Raw genomic sequence first — 15695 nt, 5'->3', positions numbered from 1 at the left:
CGTCATCCTCCTAGGTAACTGGTAGAAAGTTCTTCTTCGATATCGTGGGGAGTTCCGGTACGCACCACACGACCCTGCAACATCAATGCTGCAGAGGTCGCGATCGGCAATACAGCGCGAGCGAACTGCTCAGCCACCAGAATGGAAATACCCTCAGCGGCAAGCGAACCCACCACGTCGTACATCTGCGAAACGATCCGAGGGGCGAGGCCCATCGACAGTTCGTCGAGCAACAGCACGGTCGGGCTCGTCCCCAACGCCCGGGACAGCGCGAGCATCTGCTGCTCACCGCCGGACATCGAGCCCGCCAACTGACTGCGACGCTCCCCCAGAATCGGAAACCTCGAGTACGCAACCTCTTCCAGCTCGGCGAGCGAGGCCCCGGTTCCGGTTGCAATCCACAGGTTTTCACGCACCGACAGGTTCGCGAAAATCCCCCGACCTTCCGGGACGGCGCACACACCCAGACGAGCCAACTCCGACGCCTCGATACCGTTGACCACCCGGCCGGCGAGCTTGAACTCCCCGCGCGTAACCGGCAGAATCCCGGAGCAGATCTTCAAGGTCGAGGTCTTACCGCCGCCGTTCGGACCGAGCAATGCCACCACGGCACCGGGCTCGAGAACCAGATCCACCCCGTGCAGAACCTCGATGGATCCGTAACCGGCACGCACACCAGATAATTCGAGCAACGGCTCCGCGCGGGTTGCCTCGGTCGCAGTTGTATCGATCATTGCTGCGGTCATACTGCTTCCTCCTCGGTGCCGATATATGCGGCGATGACCGCGGGATCGGTCCGGATCTTCTCCGGAGAACCCGAAGCCAACACGGCTCCGTAGTCGAGCACGTGGATCGTCGAGCACACCTTCATCACCAACGGAATATCGTGCTCCACCAAACAAATTCCGAGACCCCCGGCCGCGAGGTCGGTGAGCATCGTTGCGAACACCTCGGTCTCCTGCTCCGTCTGACCCGATGCAGGCTCGTCCAGAAGCAGAATCCGCGGATTCGTCATCAACGCACGCGCCACCTCCACGACACGGGCACGGCCGGTGGGGATATCGGACACATCCTTGTGCGCCACATCGGTGAGTCCGGTCAACTCGAGCAGCCGATCCGTTTCGGCGTCGACGTCGATCTTGTTTCGACTGTTCGCCTTGTGAATATCACCGGCCACGCGCAGGTTGTCACGCACCGAGAGCGAGACGAACAACTCCAGTCGCTGGAATGTACGTGCCAGACCCTGGTTCGCGCGCTTGTGCGGAGCCAGTTTCGTCACATCCACACCATCGAGGAACACCTGACCGGAGGTGGGTTTCTGCAACCCGGTGACGGTATTGAACAGTGTTGTCTTCCCGGCACCGTTCGGCCCGATCAGACCCGTCACGGTGCCCGGGGCCACGGTCAGCGAGACGTCCTTGACTGCGACGTGGCCGCCGAAACGCACAGTGATGCCCCGGGTCTCGAGCAATGGCACCTCAGCCATGTGTGACCAACTCCTTTTCCGACTTGACGAGGTCGATGCCGAGTTCACGATCGAGTTCGTCACGGATTTCAGGGCTGTAGGGCACGTCGATCCCGACCTCCTCAGGAACCAGAGTTGCCTTGGCGGCCAACTCTTCCGGTGTGAGCACCGCACTGGGCATGACCATTTCACCGATCACCGGCAACATGAACACCACCGCGATGGTGATGGATGCAAACCACCAGTTCCCGAGCACCCCGGTTAATGCCAGCACATAGGTCACCGCGATCAGCACGCCGCCGCCGCAGAGCACCGGCTTCGCGTTCATCAAACGTCGATACCCTTCGACCACCTGGTGAACGGTGCCACTGGGATTCGCACCCACACCGATGCCGATCAACGCGGGGCTCACTGCCGCAATGTTGCCCAGCAGCAGCCACATACCCTCTAGCTCAGGCTGAGCCGACGCAAGATTGGTGAACGAGACCATGATGACGGCAAAACCGATGCCCGCCATCAAACCGCCGAACAACGCCCCAGTGACGTAGCCGATTCCGGCGACGACGGTCAGCATCAGCAGCGAGAGGCTGACGATGATCGCGAAATTCTCACCCGAGACGGATCCCATCGCGCTCGACATCAGCATGCCACCCAACCCGGCGATACCGGAGGAGATCATGAAGACGCTGAGCTTGAGCCGCACCAAGGGCTGACCGAGCATCGCCGATCCGGCCGGGCTGTCCTTCATCGCCGCGAGGCGGCGGCCGTAACCGCTGTTGCGCAACGCAATCACACTGACACCCAACACGGAGAACAGGGCGGTGACCGTCATCAGGAACACCGTGTCATTGCTCAGATCGAGCGGTCCGACCTTGAGCGGCGGCAACGCGATATTGCCGTCCTTGAACAGTGTGTACCGGACGCCGAACAGCTCATGCTGGGTGGTGTCACGAAGGACCATGTTGGAGAGGAACACTCCGAATGCCATGGTCGCAAGCGCGAGATACAACCCACGCAGACGCAGCGCCGGCAGCGCCACGATTCCGCCGATAACGGCCGTGACGAGGACGCCGATGATGATGCCCCACAGGTTCAGATGCGCCGCCAACCCGGTACCGGAGATACCGAAGTGGAACGCGACGATGGTAGCGATGGCTCCGAAAGAGACCGGTGCCAAGTTCAATTCACCCGCATAGCCGGTGAGCAGAGTTAGTGAGAGCGCGATGATCGCGAACGTCATACCGATCGTCAAGGTGGTGATCGCGGACGTCACCATCAGCAGACGCAGCAGGTACACGATGACGATCAGCGCGACACCCCAGACGACGGCCTTGCGGACCGTCGGCACGTGATACCGCTCGCGGGTACGGGTCACCGCACCGCGCAACCGGTCCTGCGGCAGCACGATCAACACCACGAAGAGCGCGATCATCGGCAGGGACACCCGGAAGTTCGACGTCCACGACCAACTCGTCGGGAAATACGCCAACACGTAGGTGCCGGCCAAACCGAGAACCACAGCGCCGACGAAGGTCCGCGGGATACTGCGCAACCGGCCGAACATCGCTGCGGCGAATGCATCGATCACCAAGAGCGTCAACATGTTCGCTTCGAGGGTGCCGCCACTGATCGGGGTGATCAGAATACCGGCGAGGACGGCCAGCGTCGAACCCATCGCCCACGACAAGGCGGCGAGACGCTCCGGGTTGTGACCGTTGAGGCGTAGCAGATCCGGATCGTCGACGACGCCGCGCATCGCGACCCCGGCACGGGTGCGGGTGAAGAGGATCCGCAGACCCACAGCAATGGCGATGGCGACGAGGATGCAGATCAGTTCGTGGTAGCGGATATTGGCGCCGAAGACGCTGAACTTCGATTGGTCACCGAAGAACATGTTCATCGTGCGGGCCTTCTCGGGATGCCAGAACCAGTGCGAGATGGAGAGCATTCCGAGCAGAATCGATACCGTGACAACAATTTTCGTGACTTCCGCTGTGTCACGGAGGCCTTTCATGATCAACACGTACAGGCCCAAACCCATCAAGGGTCCGACCAGCCCAAGTGAAATGAGCAGCGCAACCACGGTCGGAAGTTCCCAGCCGTACCGCAACTGCCAGTAGATGAATGCGCCGAGCATCGCCTGAGCACCGTGCGCGAAATTGAAAATGCCGGACGTGTTGTACGTAAGTACCAGCCCGGAGGCGGCGATCGCGTACACCGATCCCAGGACCAGGCCCAGGATCGTGAAGGTGACAAAAGTGTTCAAGGTGAACCCTCGTTAGGGGATGACAGGTGGCGCGCCGCGCACACAAGGCACACAGTGCGCGCCACCGACATCAGATGAATCAGGTGGATCAAGACTGCGGCTTGATCACATTCGCGTTCTGGTACTTCGTGGAGATGCGATCGGCGCCCAGTTCGGTGCCCCAGATACTCTTGTCGTTGGCGACCAGGTACTTGGGGTCGCACTTGAACTCACCAGTCGCAGTGGGGAATACCTGTGAGTAGGTGTCACCCGTCAGTTCTGTCATCAGACCGCAGGTCGTCGGCATGTTCTTACCCGGATCTGTTACGGCGTGCAATCCGCCGCCGTCCCAGTCATGGATCGACGACAATTCGTTGACCATGCACTGACGCGTGAGGTCACTGCCGCACTCGTTCGCCGCGGTGGCCCACAGCAGGAACGACGATGCAGCCTGCATACCGAGCAATGCAGTCTTGCCACCGCTCGCAGAAACCAGATCGGAGTACTTCTTCACAGCCGGAACCTTGTCCGAATTCTCGAGCATCTGGAAAACCATGTCCGCGTTGAGATTGTCGAGCAGTCCGGTGTCCTTGTTCCATGCCGAGACGGATTCGCCATACCAGGTGGCCTCACCGAAGAAGATCGGATCGATGCCGACCTGATCGAGCGCCTTGACGAAGTTCAGTTCCGGCGGGCTTGCCGAGCGGGACGTCCAAATGCCCTTGACTCCGCATTCCTTGAACTTCTCGGCAAACGGGACGTAGCTGGATTCACCCTCGTAGTTCAGCGTGACGCCGCAATCCTTGAGCTTGAAGCCCGCAGCCGCGGCCATCGAACGCGTCTTGGTAGTAGAGGCGATGATCGACGGCATCGTGCTGTTGACGACGTCGAAGTCCCCCAGCAGATCGGGATGCATCTCGGCCATCTGGAACCACGCTGCAGCGTTGGAGTAGTCGACGGGCATCGGCACACCTTGGAACGTCATCGGTCCATTGGTTGCATCAGGTGACACAGTGAAGCCGGGAACGGCAACCATGTTGCACGCGACACGGGTCTGCTCTGCGGTCTGGTCCATCGCGAAGCCGTGGCCGACCATCATGAACTGGCTCGCACACGCTTCCTGCATGACCGAGTTGGCCTGCGTCATCGCGGCGTCGTAGTCGGTCCCGACAACCTTGCGGCCGTTGATGCCGCCCTGATCGTTGCACCACGAGATGAGAGCGCCGACCGCGTCGCTCATTTCCTTGTTCAGACCAGGCGACTTCACGTAGCCGCGGTCGTCGCCGAATCCGATCTTGATCTCGGTGTCGCTGACACCCTGATCCGTCGCGCCCTTCGCGTCTCCGGCGCCGCACGGGGAATTGAGGGTTCCGAACTTTGCATCAGAACTGCTCGACGCTGCATTGGCAGTCGTACCGGATCCACCAGTCGACGTCGCCGACGGATCCTCACCACGATCTCCGGAACATGCGGACACCAATGCTGCGACGGCAGCTAGCGCCACGACCAGCTTCGCGGTCTTGTTGGACTTCACTACGAGGTTCTCCTTCTCACGGACGGCACTGCACAGCAGTTGCACTCAGAGGCGTAGGAAATCAGCGTTCGAGAACGACGAAATGTGTTTTCCCGATGGGTGAGATAAAAAAGTGAGACGCAACACAATGAGCCATTAAGGTGCGGCTGAACACGTCCTCAACTGCAGTGCTGCAGCACAAGGACCGCGGGGCGCCCGCAAGGTGATCTACCCCATGACTGTTCGCTGTACATTTACGCGTTCGATACGCACAATTCACGTTGTGACCGCAGAGCTCGTAATCCTCCTGGTGGTAGTTGTCACCGCCCTCGCGTTCGATTTCACGAACGGTTTTCACGACACCGGCAATGCAATGGCCACATCCATTGCCACCGGCGCACTCAAACCGAAGGTCGCGGTCACACTCTCCGCCATACTCAATTTGGTCGGTGCCTTCCTGTCGGTCGAAGTTGCAGCGACTGTCGCGAAGGGCGTCGTCAATCTCAACACCGTCAGCGGGCAAGACCTGCTGCTGATTGTTTTCGCCGGCCTCGTCGGCGGCATCATCTGGAACCTCGCGACGTGGCTGCTGGGCTTGCCGTCGAGCTCGTCACACGCACTGTTCGGCGGATTGATCGGTGCTGCAATCGCTTCCATCGGCATGGGTGGAGTCGAATGGGGTGGCGTCGCCACCAAGGTCATCTTCCCGGCACTCCTCGCACCTGTTGTCGCAGCGCTGGTCGCCGGCGTCGGCACCAAACTCGTGTACCGCATCACGGCCTCCGTCAAGGAAGACGAGCGTGAGCGTGGATTCCGTTTCGGCCAGGTCGGCACCGCCTCACTGATCTCACTTGCGCACGGCACCAATGACGCCCAGAAGACTATGGGCGTCATTTTCTTGGCCCTTGTCGCGCACGGGTCCATCACCGCCGATGCGGAGATGCCTTTCTGGGTGAAGTTCACCTGCGCCGTAGCCATCGCGCTGGGAACGTATCTCGGCGGCTGGCGCATCATCCGCACATTGGGCAAGGGCCTGGTCGAGATCGCGGCGCCGCAGGGACTCGCGGCCGAAGCATCGTCCGCTGCCATCATCTTGACGTCCAGCCACCTCGGACTCCCCCTCTCCACGACCCACGTCGCAACCGGCTCCATCCTCGGAACCGGCCTCGGTCGCAAGGGCGCCGAGGTCCGCTGGGGCGTCGCCGGCCGCATGGGCGCAGCGTGGTTGATCACTCTCCCGTCGGCGGCCATCGTCGGCGCTATCTGCTGGGCACTCGCGCATTACATCGGCGGCCTTGCCGGCGTGCTGGTCGTATTCACCGCGTTGATCGCGTTCGCCGTATTCATGTACCTGCGTTCGCGTAAAGAACCCGTAGACGCCGCCAATGTGACGGCGGAATGGGACGAGGATCAAGCGGTCACCGTCGTAGATCCCGAACCGTCCCCCGAGACCACCCACAACTCCTGAAAGGGGTAGACGAGAATGCACCTCATCACCGATACCCTCAGTTCGCTCTGGCAGGTAGTTGCCGTCGGCCTACTCTTCGGAGCCGGATTGCCTGCGATCTTCGCATTCGGCCTCAAATCCCTGAGCTTGCAGAACGCCGACGGCACCGACGGACCCAGCCCGCTGGGCAGGGCCGGCGCCTACCTGTGCTTCGCGGTTGTGCTCATCACGATCTTTGCTGGGATACTGCTGCTGATGAAGAACTTCTTGGCCAGCACGTTCGGGATCAACGTCTTCTGAGTTGGGTGCTACGACTAACCCACTTCACTACCGAAACGAAAACGAGGCCGAGGATTTGAGCAAGTATTCATTGCGCAGTGTGCTCGACTGGCTGCGGGCGGGATACCCCGAGGGAATCCCGGACAAAGATCATTTTGCGCTGCTCGCCGTCTTGCGTCGACGTCTGACCGATGAAGAAATCGAGCAGGTCGTCTCCCTTTCCATCGAGTCCGCACACGAAGTTCCGGATCGCCACGTCGACTACGACAGCATCCGAGCGATCATTGCCGGGATCCTGAACGAGGAGTCGTCCGAGGAGGACGTCGACCGCGTGACCGCGCGTCTGCGCGCCGGCGGGTGGCCTGTCACCGAGGACAACATCAGCAGCGAAGTTCGAGATGTGAGCTGACACCATGGCCCTTCCGCCCTTCCTCACCTCGATAGTCGGTTGGTTGCGGGCCGGCTATCCCAATGGTGTTCCCGAACAGGACTACATTCCGTTGTTCGCGTTGCTGACGCGCCGACTCTCCGAAGCCGAGGTCGACGCGGTCGCCGATGCGTTGATCGAGGATGGTGATCTCCCGATCGAGAAAACCGATATCCAGGTGCTGATCACCAAGATCACCAACGAGATGCCTCTGGAAACCGATGTCGACCGCGTCCGGAGCCATCTCGCGGTGGGTGGTTGGCCGTTGGCCGAACCGGATGACCGACGATGAATACCCTTCGGACGCTTCCGGTTCCACAGGGCGAAGCTGTCCTCGGACTCATGCCGCGGATCGCGCAGATTCTCGACGGCAACCACGGCGCCGTACTCCCCGTCCCGGCCGCGGATACCCGCGAAACCGCCAGGCTCACCGATGCGTTGCGTCCCGATGAGTCCATCGAAGACGGTATCTCGTTGGTAGTCGCAACGTCTGGCACCACCGGCACCCCGAAGGGCGCAATGCTGCGCGCCGACGCGTTGCGAGCCAGCGGCGAGGCCACCCACGAACGCCTGAGCGGGCCCGGTTCCTGGCTGCTGGTCTTGCCCCCTCATCACATTGCCGGGATGCAGGTATTGCTCCGAAGCGCGCTTGCCGAGACCGAACCGGTAGTTGTCGACGTCAGCGAAGGTTTTTCTCCCGCAACACTTTCCGGCGCCATTTCCTCGATGAGCGGACCGCGCCGGTACACGTCCTTGGTACCCACCCAGTTGGTCAAGGCACTCGGCAATCCCGGCGCCGTCGAAGCACTCGCTTCTCTTGATGCAGTCCTATTGGGCGGTGCCGCAACCCCGGCGCCGGTTCTCGAGCAGGCCACTGCTGCGGGCATCACCGTCGTGCGCACCTATGGCATGAGCGAGACCGCCGGGGGGTGTGTGTACGACGGAATCCCGTTGGCCGGCGCAAGAATCCGCATCGACGACGGCCGGGTGTTGCTCGGCGGACCAATGCTGGCGTCGGGATACCGCGGGCTTCCCGACCATCCCGCTTTTGCCGAGTCTGGTTGGTTCCGCACCGACGACGCCGGATCCGTGGTCGACGGCGTTCTGCGCATCAGCGGGCGCCTCGACGAAGCAATCTCGACCGGTGGCCTGACCGTTGTACCGCAGGTGGTCGAGGCTGCACTGATCGACCATCCCGCGGTGAGGGAGTGCGCTGTCGTCGGTATCAGCGATCCCCGTCTGGGGCAACGGGTTGTGGCCGTCGTGGTGCCCGAGGGAACACCGCCGACACTCGATGAATTACGCGCACATGCTCAGCGCACCGTCGATGCGACGGCAGCGCCCCGCGAACTCTTCATCGTGGACGCACTCCCCCTGCGCGGACCTGGCAAGGTCGACCGCGCAGGGTTGGTGGCCCGCTTCAGTTGAACGCCGTTGCGCTACTCTTCCTCTGAAATATCCGGGCCTTGCGCCAGGTAGGCCCGCTGCACTGCGTCGATGTCGGCGCCGATCTCCGCAGCGGTTCCTTCGAGCATCACCTTGCCGCGGCGCATGACGTACACCCGGTCCGCGACCGCCAGTACCTGCCGCACGTGCTGCTCCACCAGGAGCACACCGAGATTGCGACTGTCCGCTGCTTCCCGGACCACGGCAAGCAGTCGTTGCACGATCTGCGGCGCGAGGCCCAATGAAAGCTCATCGGCCAACAGAAGCCGGGGCTCCCGGGCCAGCGCCCGGGCCAGCGTCAACATCTGTTGTTCACCACCCGAGAGCAGACCGGCCGGCCGCTTGAGCAGTGCCCGTAGCTCGGGAAATATCTCGCACGCGGCATCGGCGGAAACGCCGGCAAGACGGAGATTTTCGGCCCCGGTCAGGCCCATGATCACGGACCGTTCTTCGGTGACGTAGCTCAGGCCGCGCCGCGCCAGCGTCGCGAGTGAGGAACGCTTCCCAGAACCGAGCACGGACAACTCGCCTGATATCGGGGCAAGTTCGCCCGAGACCGTGAGCATGGTGGTGGACTTGCCGGCGCCGTTGGCGCCGATGAGTGCCACCACCTCCCCGGCCTTCACTGTGATGTTGAGGTCGCGGCACACCACCGCTCCCTCGTAACCTGCACTCAGGCCCCGACATTCGAGGACTACGTCGGACGCCACCGTCTTCTCGCTCGTGATGGTCATAGCGCTGCCTCCGTCGTCGTCTCTTCTTCGCTACCCAGATACGCTTCGCGAACGGCCTCGCTGGCAGTGATCTCTGCCGGTGTGCCGGCCGCGATCACGCGCCCGGCCTGGAGTACCACGATGTGATCGCAGGTGGACATGACCAGGCCCATGTCGTGTTCGATGAGAAGCACGCCGGCTCCTCGTTGCACGGCCAAGTGCCGGATGGCGACGGCTAGTTCGCGGCTTTCGGCGTCGTCCAGTCCGGCGGCCGGCTCGTCGAGCAGGATGACGGACGGAGCGGACGCGACTGCCCGGGCGATACCCACGAGTCGACGCCGACCGTAGGACAGCTCGCCCGGCAATACGTCGAGGTCGTTTTCCAGTTCGAAGTCTCGCACCACCCGTGAAGCGCTTGCTGAAAGCGGGTGTCGGCCCGGACGGATCAGGTCGACAAGCCAGGTGCGCCAAGTCGATTCGTCGGCTCCGGCATGGATGTTTTCGCCGACAGTGATGTCCTCGAACAGTTCGAGCGACTGGAAGGATCGGCGCAGTCCACCCTGGGATCGCCGTGCGGTTGACCAGCCGGTGATGTCGTTGTCCCCCAGCGTAAGCGCTCCCGCCGCGGGGCTGACAAATCCGGTGATCGCGTCGATCACGGTGGTCTTACCGGCACCGTTGGGTCCGATCAGGCCCACTACCTGGCCGGGCGCGACATCGAGGTCGACGCCGTCGACAGCGGTGACGCCGCCGAACCGAACCGTTAATCCGCGTACCGTCAGCGGCACGGGGGTGACCGTACCGGTCGGCAATTCGTCGGAAAGCTCATGGCCACGCCCCTTGGAGCGCTTTCCCAGCTTGGCCAGCCCCGGAATCCGCCGGAGGCCTTGGGAGATCATGTCGGCGATGCCGTTCTGGTTCGTGAGCAGTGTGACGATGAGGATCACACCGCCGAGCAGAGCTGCCAGAGCAAAACCTGACAGCACTCGGCTAAAGAGTGCACCCGGTGCCATGAATGAGCCGATGACGCTACCCAACACGAATCCGAGACCACCGGTCACCGTCTGGACCACGGCGTTGATCGACGCGAACACGTTGAACTCGACATAAGTCACTGCGGTGTTGCGCAGGCCGAGGAGAATGCCCGCCACCGCAGCCAATCCGGAGGCCAGCGCGAAGGCGTAGATCTTGACCGCAAAAACACTGATGCCGAGAGAAGCTGCGGCCCGCTCGTTGGTGCGCACAGCAATGAGTCGTCGGCCGGTGCGCGAGCGCCGCAGGTTCGCGACCATCAGACCGCACACGACCAGCGCTACGAGGCACAGCAGTGCCCAGCGCTCGGGATACTTACTGGGTGTCACGTCCAGCCCGAGCAAGCTCAGGTGGCTGATCTTTACCGAACCCTCGAGCTTGTCGCCGGTGAAGGTCGGGTTGTTGAACACCATCTCCTGGATCGTGAACCCGAGTCCCAGAGTGACCACGGCAAGGTTCACCCCTCGTGTGCGCAATGCGGGTAGTGCGAACACCACACCGATCGCGATCACGGCAATCACACTCACCAGTGCTGCGGGCACCAGCGGCCAGCCGGCCTGGCCGACGAGGCGCGCGGCGAACAGCGCCCCCAGACCACCGACGGTGTACTGGGCGAGCGAGAGTTGGCCGGCAAAACCCGTCAGGACCACGATGGACAGCAGGAATACGGCAGCGGCCAGCGTCAGGGTCAGCGACCGCAGCCAGTCTCCACCGGCCAGGATGATGCCGACGGCCACCAGGACTGCGAGTCCGACACCCGCCCAACGGATCTCGCCGGATCCAAGCTTGGGCAGCCGCTCGGATACGTGGCTGCGTAAAGGCAGCCCCTTGCCTCGTACGACCAGCACGACCAGGATCACCGCGAACGGCACGGCGCGGTTGACGCCGGTGAGCGTCTCCATTCCGAGTAGGTCACGCAGGTTGTCCTGGTACAGGACAACCAGGCTCTCGCCCACACCGAGCAGCAATCCGCCGAGCAGGGTGAGCGGGAAGGAACGGAAGCCGCCCAGAAGTGCTGCGGCAAGTGCCGAGACCGTCACGATCACGACAAAGGCCGACGGTGTGAGACCGGTCAAGGGCGCCACCAGGATTCCGGCCGCACCGGCGAGCGCTCCGCCGATGGTCCAGGTCAGCGCAGCCAGGCGCTGCGGCGACCAGCCGAGCGCGGCTGCTGCTCGCTCATTCTCGGCAGATGCGGTGATGGCCAAGCCCACTCGGGTGAACTTGGTCCAGGCCCAGAGCGCCGCAGTCGACGCCACCGCGATACCCAGCAGGATCATCCGATCCTGCTGCACCACAATGTCTCCCCAGTGGTACGCGGCGTCCGGCAGGAAGGTCTTCACGCGGATCGCCGTGCTGCCGTAGTACTGCTGCACCCCGGCCTGCAAGATCACCATCAGGCCGAGAGTGGCGGCAAGCCGGACGATCGGCGCGGCATTTGTGAGCCACCGCAACACCAGCATCTGAAATGCCAGTCCGATCAGTCCGGCCACCACGACGGCTGCGATGGCAGCCGGAAGCAGACCCCAACCTTGGTCGTGCCGAAGGGTTTCCAGGCAGATATAGGCGCCGACCATGGCGATCGCGCCTTGAGCGAAGTTCACCACCCCGGAGCCTCGATAGACCAGCACGATGCCCTGCGCCAGGAGCGCGTAGGCGGAGCCCGCTCCCAGGCCGAGAATCGCAAACTGTAAGAACTCAGTCATTCGTCAAAACTCCAGGGGTGGGTCGGGTTACTTGGCGCGAAGGTCGTACTGCGTCGGATCGGTGACGAAGACGTCACCGTCGAACGTCATGCGGTACATCATCGAGTTCGAGACACGCTGGAAGATTCCGAACGGCTCGACAGCGCTCGGGGTCCAAGGCTTGATCAGACCGGCCATGTCGAGGTCCTTGGCGGACTCCAATCCCTGAACGACGGTGTTCTTGTTGATGTCCTTCAGGCTCGACGCAACCTCGCCGAACGCACGCACCGACAACCACGGGTTCACGGCGTCGCCGTTGAGGTTCTCTGTCTTGAGTTCTTCCTTGCCGGACTTGTCCATGTCAGCCAGGAAGTCCTTGAGTCCGGGGAAGTCCGTGGTGCTCGACGAGGGCGCCGGAGTCGGGCTGGTGAACGTCGAGGTCGTAGCGAAACTACCGAGGTCCTGCAGGTCTGCCTGCGAGAATCCTGCCGTACCCAGCGCGAAGACCAGCTTCGATCCGAGCTGCTCGAACGCCTGCGAGATCGGGTTGGCGTCGGATGCGCCCAGCGCCAGGATCACGCCCTCTGCGCCGTTGCGCTCGGCTGCGGCGATGAACTGCGTGTAATCGGTCGCGCCCGCACCGACGGCGACGTCGTTGACGATCTCGGCGCCCTTCGCCTGCACTGCCGGAGTCAACAGGCCGACCAACTGCGCGGCGACCGGCAGGTCGGGGCGCATCAGGGTGAGCTTGGTCTTGCCCTGCGCCACCAGCATGTCGATCATCCCGTACAGGTTGAGCAGCGAGCCGGAGAACGGCGTGTACACGTTCGTGGAATAGAAGTCGGACATATTCACCGGGTTCAACCCGACGCGCGCGATACCGGCGTCCTGCAGGATCTTCGATACCGCTTCGGACGAGATCGGGGTGAAGTCCGCGAGCGTTGCGACGGCCCCCTCGGAGACCATCTTGTTTGCGCAGTCGACTTCGGTGTTCGGGTCACCCTTGGAGTCGCACTGGATCAGCTGGAGTGGGCGTCCGTTCACGCCGCCGCGCTCGTTGAATGCGTCGACCGACGCGACAGTGCCTGCGGCGTAGGCGACGGATCCGACTCCGGCTGCCTCGATGGGAATGATCTGGCCAACCTTGATGGGAGCGCCTGTCGCGGCGTTCGGGTTGTCGCCACCGGTATCCCCGCTGCTGTCGCTGCAGCCCGATACGAGCAGGCCGAATGCTGCGAGGGCAGCTATTGCGGGTGTCATTCTCTTCAAGTTCACGAACGCGTCCTTTGCGTGTTGATTGCTACGTCTCGGACGCCATGCCCTGGCCTGCTCCGACCGAGTTGCGATTTACCCACTCGCCTTCGGTCGCGGAACCGCCATGCCGTCCAACTTGGCAGCAGCGTATTTCAGCGCACATCGGTTTGTGTCAGGTTTCACAAAATTTCCATTACGGGGCACAACGCAATGTTACGATTCGTCCTGATCAAGGCCACAAAACGGGTCCTTTTGGCCCGTCCAACTGAATGGGATGCTCCTAGTCGCAATTTCCGTGCAAGAACCCGAAAGTTCCGTGCAAGGCATATGCAAGCGCACTCTGTCAGGCTTTACCCCATGAACCACACAGCTTCGCCTTTTGCCATCGAAGCCGAGGGCCTGGTCAAGAAGTTCGGCGAACACCGCGCCGTCGACGGCGTCAGCCTCACCGTTCCCACCGGCACGGTATTCGGGGTCCTCGGCCCCAACGGAGCAGGCAAGACCACGACGGTCCGCATGCTCGCCACACTCCTGCGCCCCGACGGCGGGGAGGCCCGAATCTTCGGCCACGACGTCAGCCGCGAGCCGACTGCTGTTCGGTCGCTGATCGGAGTGACCGGGCAGTACGCCTCGGTGGACGAAGATCTCACCGCAACCGAGAACCTGGTGATCTTCTCGCGGTTGCTCGGCTTGAGCCGCAAAGATTCTCGCAAGAAGTCGCTCGAACTTCTCGAGGAGTTCGACCTGACCGACGCCGCTACGAAGCCGCTCAAGAACTTCTCCGGCGGTATGCGTCGACGCCTCGATCTGGCGGCCAGCCTGATTGCCCGCCCACCGTTGTTGTTCCTCGACGAGCCCACCACCGGCCTCGATCCGCGAACCCGCGCTCAGATGTGGGAGACGATCCGTCGTCTGGTCGCCGAGGGGTCGACGGTCATGCTCACCACCCAGTACCTCGACGAAGCGGACCAGCTCGCTGATCGAATCGCGGTGATCGATCGCGGTCGTGTGATCGCCAACGGCACAGCCGACGAACTCAAGGCTTCGGTCGGCATTTCCTCCTTGCACCTCAAGTTGGTGGATCGAGATCGCACCGAGGAGGCCCGGTCGATCATCTCGTCGATGCTGGGCGTCGAGGTTGCCGTCACGCCCGAGGTCGGCCGGGTCACCGCTCCGATGAGCGATCCGTCCGTCACCGCCGACCTGCTGATTCGCCTGCGGGAATGCGGCATCGCCGTGGACGAGATCAACGTACAAAAGCCCAGTTTGGACGAAGTGTTCCTGACCATCACCGGGCATCAGCCCGAAGACGGTAGCCGTAACGACGCCGATTCCGACAACGACTCCGATCGGATTTCCGCATGACCACTACGCTGACCACTCCCCAATCGCCGGTCACCGACCTTGTTCCGAGGCGCATCAGTCTCGAGCAGAGCTTCGCGAATACCTTCACTATGGCGTATCGCGGAATTCTCAAGATCAAGCACAATCCGGAGCAGTTGTTCGACGTCGTCATCCAGCCCATCATTTTCACGCTGATGTTCACGTACATCTTCGGCGGGGCCATCGCCGGCGACGTCACGGCGTACCTGCCGACGATCATCCCCGGCATCCTGGTTCAGACCGTGATCACCGGTTCCATCGTGACCGGCACTCAGCTCCGTGAAGACATGGACAAGGGTGTGTTCGACCGCTTCAAGTCTCTGCCGATTGCGCGCATCGCTCCCCTGTCCGGAGCTTTGCTTGCCGATGTCGTACGGTACGGCATCGCGACGACCATCACGTTCATCGTCGGTTTTGCGATGGGCTACCGCCCCGCGGGCGGAGCTGTGGGCATTCTGTCGGCCGCGATCCTGGTGATGGTGTGCGCATTCTCGATCAGCTGGATCTTCGCCCTGATGGGCGTGATGATGAACAAAGCGTCTACGGTGCAGGGTGTTTCGATGCTCGTACTGTTCCCGCTCACGTTCCTGTCCAACGCGTTTGTCGATCCTGCCACCATGCCGAGTTGGCTGCAGAAGTTCGTGAACGCCAACCCAGTTTCACACCTGGTGACCGCAGTCCGCGAACTGGCCAATGACGGTCACTTCGGCATCCACGTCGTGTGGTCACTGGTGGGCGCCGCCGTAATCGTGGCGGTGATGGCACCGCTCACCGTGCGGATGTACATGCGAAAGACGTAAAGGAAC

At 62.4% G+C, this 15695-nt stretch carries 14 protein-coding genes; 7 read left to right on the top strand and 7 right to left on the bottom strand.

The window, feature by feature from the left end; translation table 11 throughout:
- Nucleotides 1-2: 2 nt before the first annotated feature.
- From MTX36_RS10625 to MTX36_RS10610, 4 genes are all read right to left on the bottom strand, one after another.
- Complete coding sequence (locus tag MTX36_RS10625; protein ID WP_243619724.1) at nucleotides 3-746, bottom strand: ABC transporter ATP-binding protein; 744 nt, start codon at nucleotides 744-746, stop codon at nucleotides 3-5.
- Nucleotides 743-1486 carry an ABC transporter ATP-binding protein gene (locus MTX36_RS10620; RefSeq protein WP_243619723.1) on the bottom strand — a complete coding sequence of 248 codons (744 nt, stop codon included), beginning with the start codon at nucleotides 1484-1486 and terminating at the stop codon, nucleotides 743-745. The genes MTX36_RS10625 and MTX36_RS10620 overlap by 4 nt, the downstream gene beginning before the upstream one ends.
- On the bottom strand, nucleotides 1479-3731 hold the full coding sequence (locus MTX36_RS10615; RefSeq protein ID WP_243619722.1) for an ABC transporter permease: 2253 nt from the start codon (nucleotides 3729-3731) through the stop codon (nucleotides 1479-1481). Before MTX36_RS10615 ends, MTX36_RS10620 begins: the two co-directional genes overlap by 8 nt.
- A gap of 88 nt (nucleotides 3732-3819) precedes the next feature.
- Nucleotides 3820-5244 carry an ABC transporter substrate-binding protein gene (locus tag MTX36_RS10610; RefSeq protein ID WP_243619721.1) on the bottom strand — a complete coding sequence of 475 codons (1425 nt, stop codon included), beginning with the start codon at nucleotides 5242-5244 and terminating at the stop codon, nucleotides 3820-3822.
- Nucleotides 5245-5506: 262 nt separating this feature from the next.
- On the opposite strand from MTX36_RS10610, the gene MTX36_RS10605 reads away from it, so the two are divergent.
- Genes MTX36_RS10605 through menE form a run of 5 tightly spaced genes read left to right on the top strand, consistent with a single transcriptional unit; the run spans nucleotide 5507 to nucleotide 8804 of the window.
- A complete protein-coding gene (locus MTX36_RS10605; protein ID WP_243619720.1) occupies nucleotides 5507-6691 on the top strand; it encodes an inorganic phosphate transporter in 1185 nt (394 codons plus the stop codon).
- Between the two features lie 15 nt (nucleotides 6692-6706).
- On the top strand, nucleotides 6707-6970 hold the full coding sequence (locus MTX36_RS10600) for a hypothetical protein (RefSeq protein ID WP_243619719.1): 264 nt from the start codon (nucleotides 6707-6709) through the stop codon (nucleotides 6968-6970).
- Nucleotides 6971-7025: 55 nt separating this feature from the next.
- Nucleotides 7026-7358 (top strand): DUF3349 domain-containing protein, encoded by a 333-nt coding sequence (locus tag MTX36_RS10595; RefSeq protein ID WP_243619718.1) that lies wholly within the window; start codon nucleotides 7026-7028, stop codon nucleotides 7356-7358.
- A gap of 4 nt (nucleotides 7359-7362) precedes the next feature.
- Nucleotides 7363-7668 (top strand): DUF3349 domain-containing protein, encoded by a 306-nt coding sequence (locus tag MTX36_RS10590; protein ID WP_243619717.1) that lies wholly within the window; start codon nucleotides 7363-7365, stop codon nucleotides 7666-7668.
- The gene (gene menE, locus MTX36_RS10585) at nucleotides 7665-8804 is read left to right on the top strand and encodes an o-succinylbenzoate--CoA ligase (protein ID WP_243619716.1); all 1140 of its coding nucleotides are present in this window, start codon (nucleotides 7665-7667) and stop codon (nucleotides 8802-8804) included. The genes MTX36_RS10590 and menE overlap by 4 nt, the downstream gene beginning before the upstream one ends.
- An 11-nt stretch (nucleotides 8805-8815) precedes the next feature.
- Here the strand turns inward: menE and MTX36_RS10580 are convergent, their stop codons facing one another.
- The 3 genes from MTX36_RS10580 to MTX36_RS10570 are packed head-to-tail and all read right to left on the bottom strand — an operon-like array spanning nucleotide 8816 to nucleotide 13527.
- Nucleotides 8816-9556: an ABC transporter ATP-binding protein gene (locus MTX36_RS10580; RefSeq protein WP_243619715.1), complete on the bottom strand. Its 741-nt coding sequence runs from the start codon at nucleotides 9554-9556 to the stop codon at nucleotides 8816-8818.
- The gene (locus MTX36_RS10575; RefSeq protein ID WP_243619714.1) at nucleotides 9553-12273 is read right to left on the bottom strand and encodes a branched-chain amino acid ABC transporter permease/ATP-binding protein; all 2721 of its coding nucleotides are present in this window, start codon (nucleotides 12271-12273) and stop codon (nucleotides 9553-9555) included. Before MTX36_RS10575 ends, MTX36_RS10580 begins: the two co-directional genes overlap by 4 nt.
- Before the next feature lie 27 nt (nucleotides 12274-12300).
- Nucleotides 12301-13527 carry an ABC transporter substrate-binding protein gene (locus MTX36_RS10570; RefSeq protein WP_243619713.1) on the bottom strand — a complete coding sequence of 409 codons (1227 nt, stop codon included), beginning with the start codon at nucleotides 13525-13527 and terminating at the stop codon, nucleotides 12301-12303.
- Nucleotides 13528-13863: 336 nt separating this feature from the next.
- Here MTX36_RS10570 and MTX36_RS10565 point away from each other — a divergent pair, with 336 nt between their 5' ends.
- Together MTX36_RS10565 and MTX36_RS10560 are read left to right on the top strand one after the other, a co-directional pair.
- Nucleotides 13864-14871 carry an ATP-binding cassette domain-containing protein gene (locus MTX36_RS10565; protein WP_243619712.1) on the top strand — a complete coding sequence of 336 codons (1008 nt, stop codon included), beginning with the start codon at nucleotides 13864-13866 and terminating at the stop codon, nucleotides 14869-14871.
- Nucleotides 14868-15689, top strand: a complete 822-nt coding sequence (locus MTX36_RS10560) for an ABC transporter permease (protein ID WP_243619711.1) — start codon at nucleotides 14868-14870, stop codon at nucleotides 15687-15689. The genes MTX36_RS10565 and MTX36_RS10560 overlap by 4 nt, the downstream gene beginning before the upstream one ends.
- The last annotated feature ends 6 nt before the right edge of the window (nucleotides 15690-15695 follow it).

It is taken from the genome of Rhodococcus sp. ARC_M6, from assembly GCF_022810305.1.
Lineage (GTDB): Bacteria > Actinomycetota > Actinomycetes > Mycobacteriales > Mycobacteriaceae > Rhodococcus_F.
The sequence above is the reverse complement of the archived record's forward strand: the minus strand, read 5'-3'. Positions and strand labels throughout refer to the sequence as shown.

Coding starts and splice junctions, on each gene's coding strand:
- MTX36_RS10625 (WP_243619724.1), bottom strand. CDS start 746: ATGACCGCAGCAATGATCGATACAACTGCGACCGAGGCAACCCGCGCG.
- MTX36_RS10620 (WP_243619723.1), bottom strand. CDS start 1,486: ATGGCTGAGGTGCCATTGCTCGAGACCCGGGGCATCACTGTGCGTTTC.
- MTX36_RS10600 (WP_243619719.1), top strand. CDS start 6,707: ATGCACCTCATCACCGATACCCTCAGTTCGCTCTGGCAGGTAGTTGCC.
- MTX36_RS10590 (WP_243619717.1), top strand. CDS start 7,363: ATGGCCCTTCCGCCCTTCCTCACCTCGATAGTCGGTTGGTTGCGGGCC.
- menE (WP_243619716.1), top strand. CDS start 7,665: ATGAATACCCTTCGGACGCTTCCGGTTCCACAGGGCGAAGCTGTCCTC.
- MTX36_RS10580 (WP_243619715.1), bottom strand. CDS start 9,556: ATGACCATCACGAGCGAGAAGACGGTGGCGTCCGACGTAGTCCTCGAA.
- MTX36_RS10575 (WP_243619714.1), bottom strand. CDS start 12,273: ATGACTGAGTTCTTACAGTTTGCGATTCTCGGCCTGGGAGCGGGCTCC.
- MTX36_RS10565 (WP_243619712.1), top strand. CDS start 13,864: ATGAACCACACAGCTTCGCCTTTTGCCATCGAAGCCGAGGGCCTGGTC.
- MTX36_RS10560 (WP_243619711.1), top strand. CDS start 14,868: ATGACCACTACGCTGACCACTCCCCAATCGCCGGTCACCGACCTTGTT.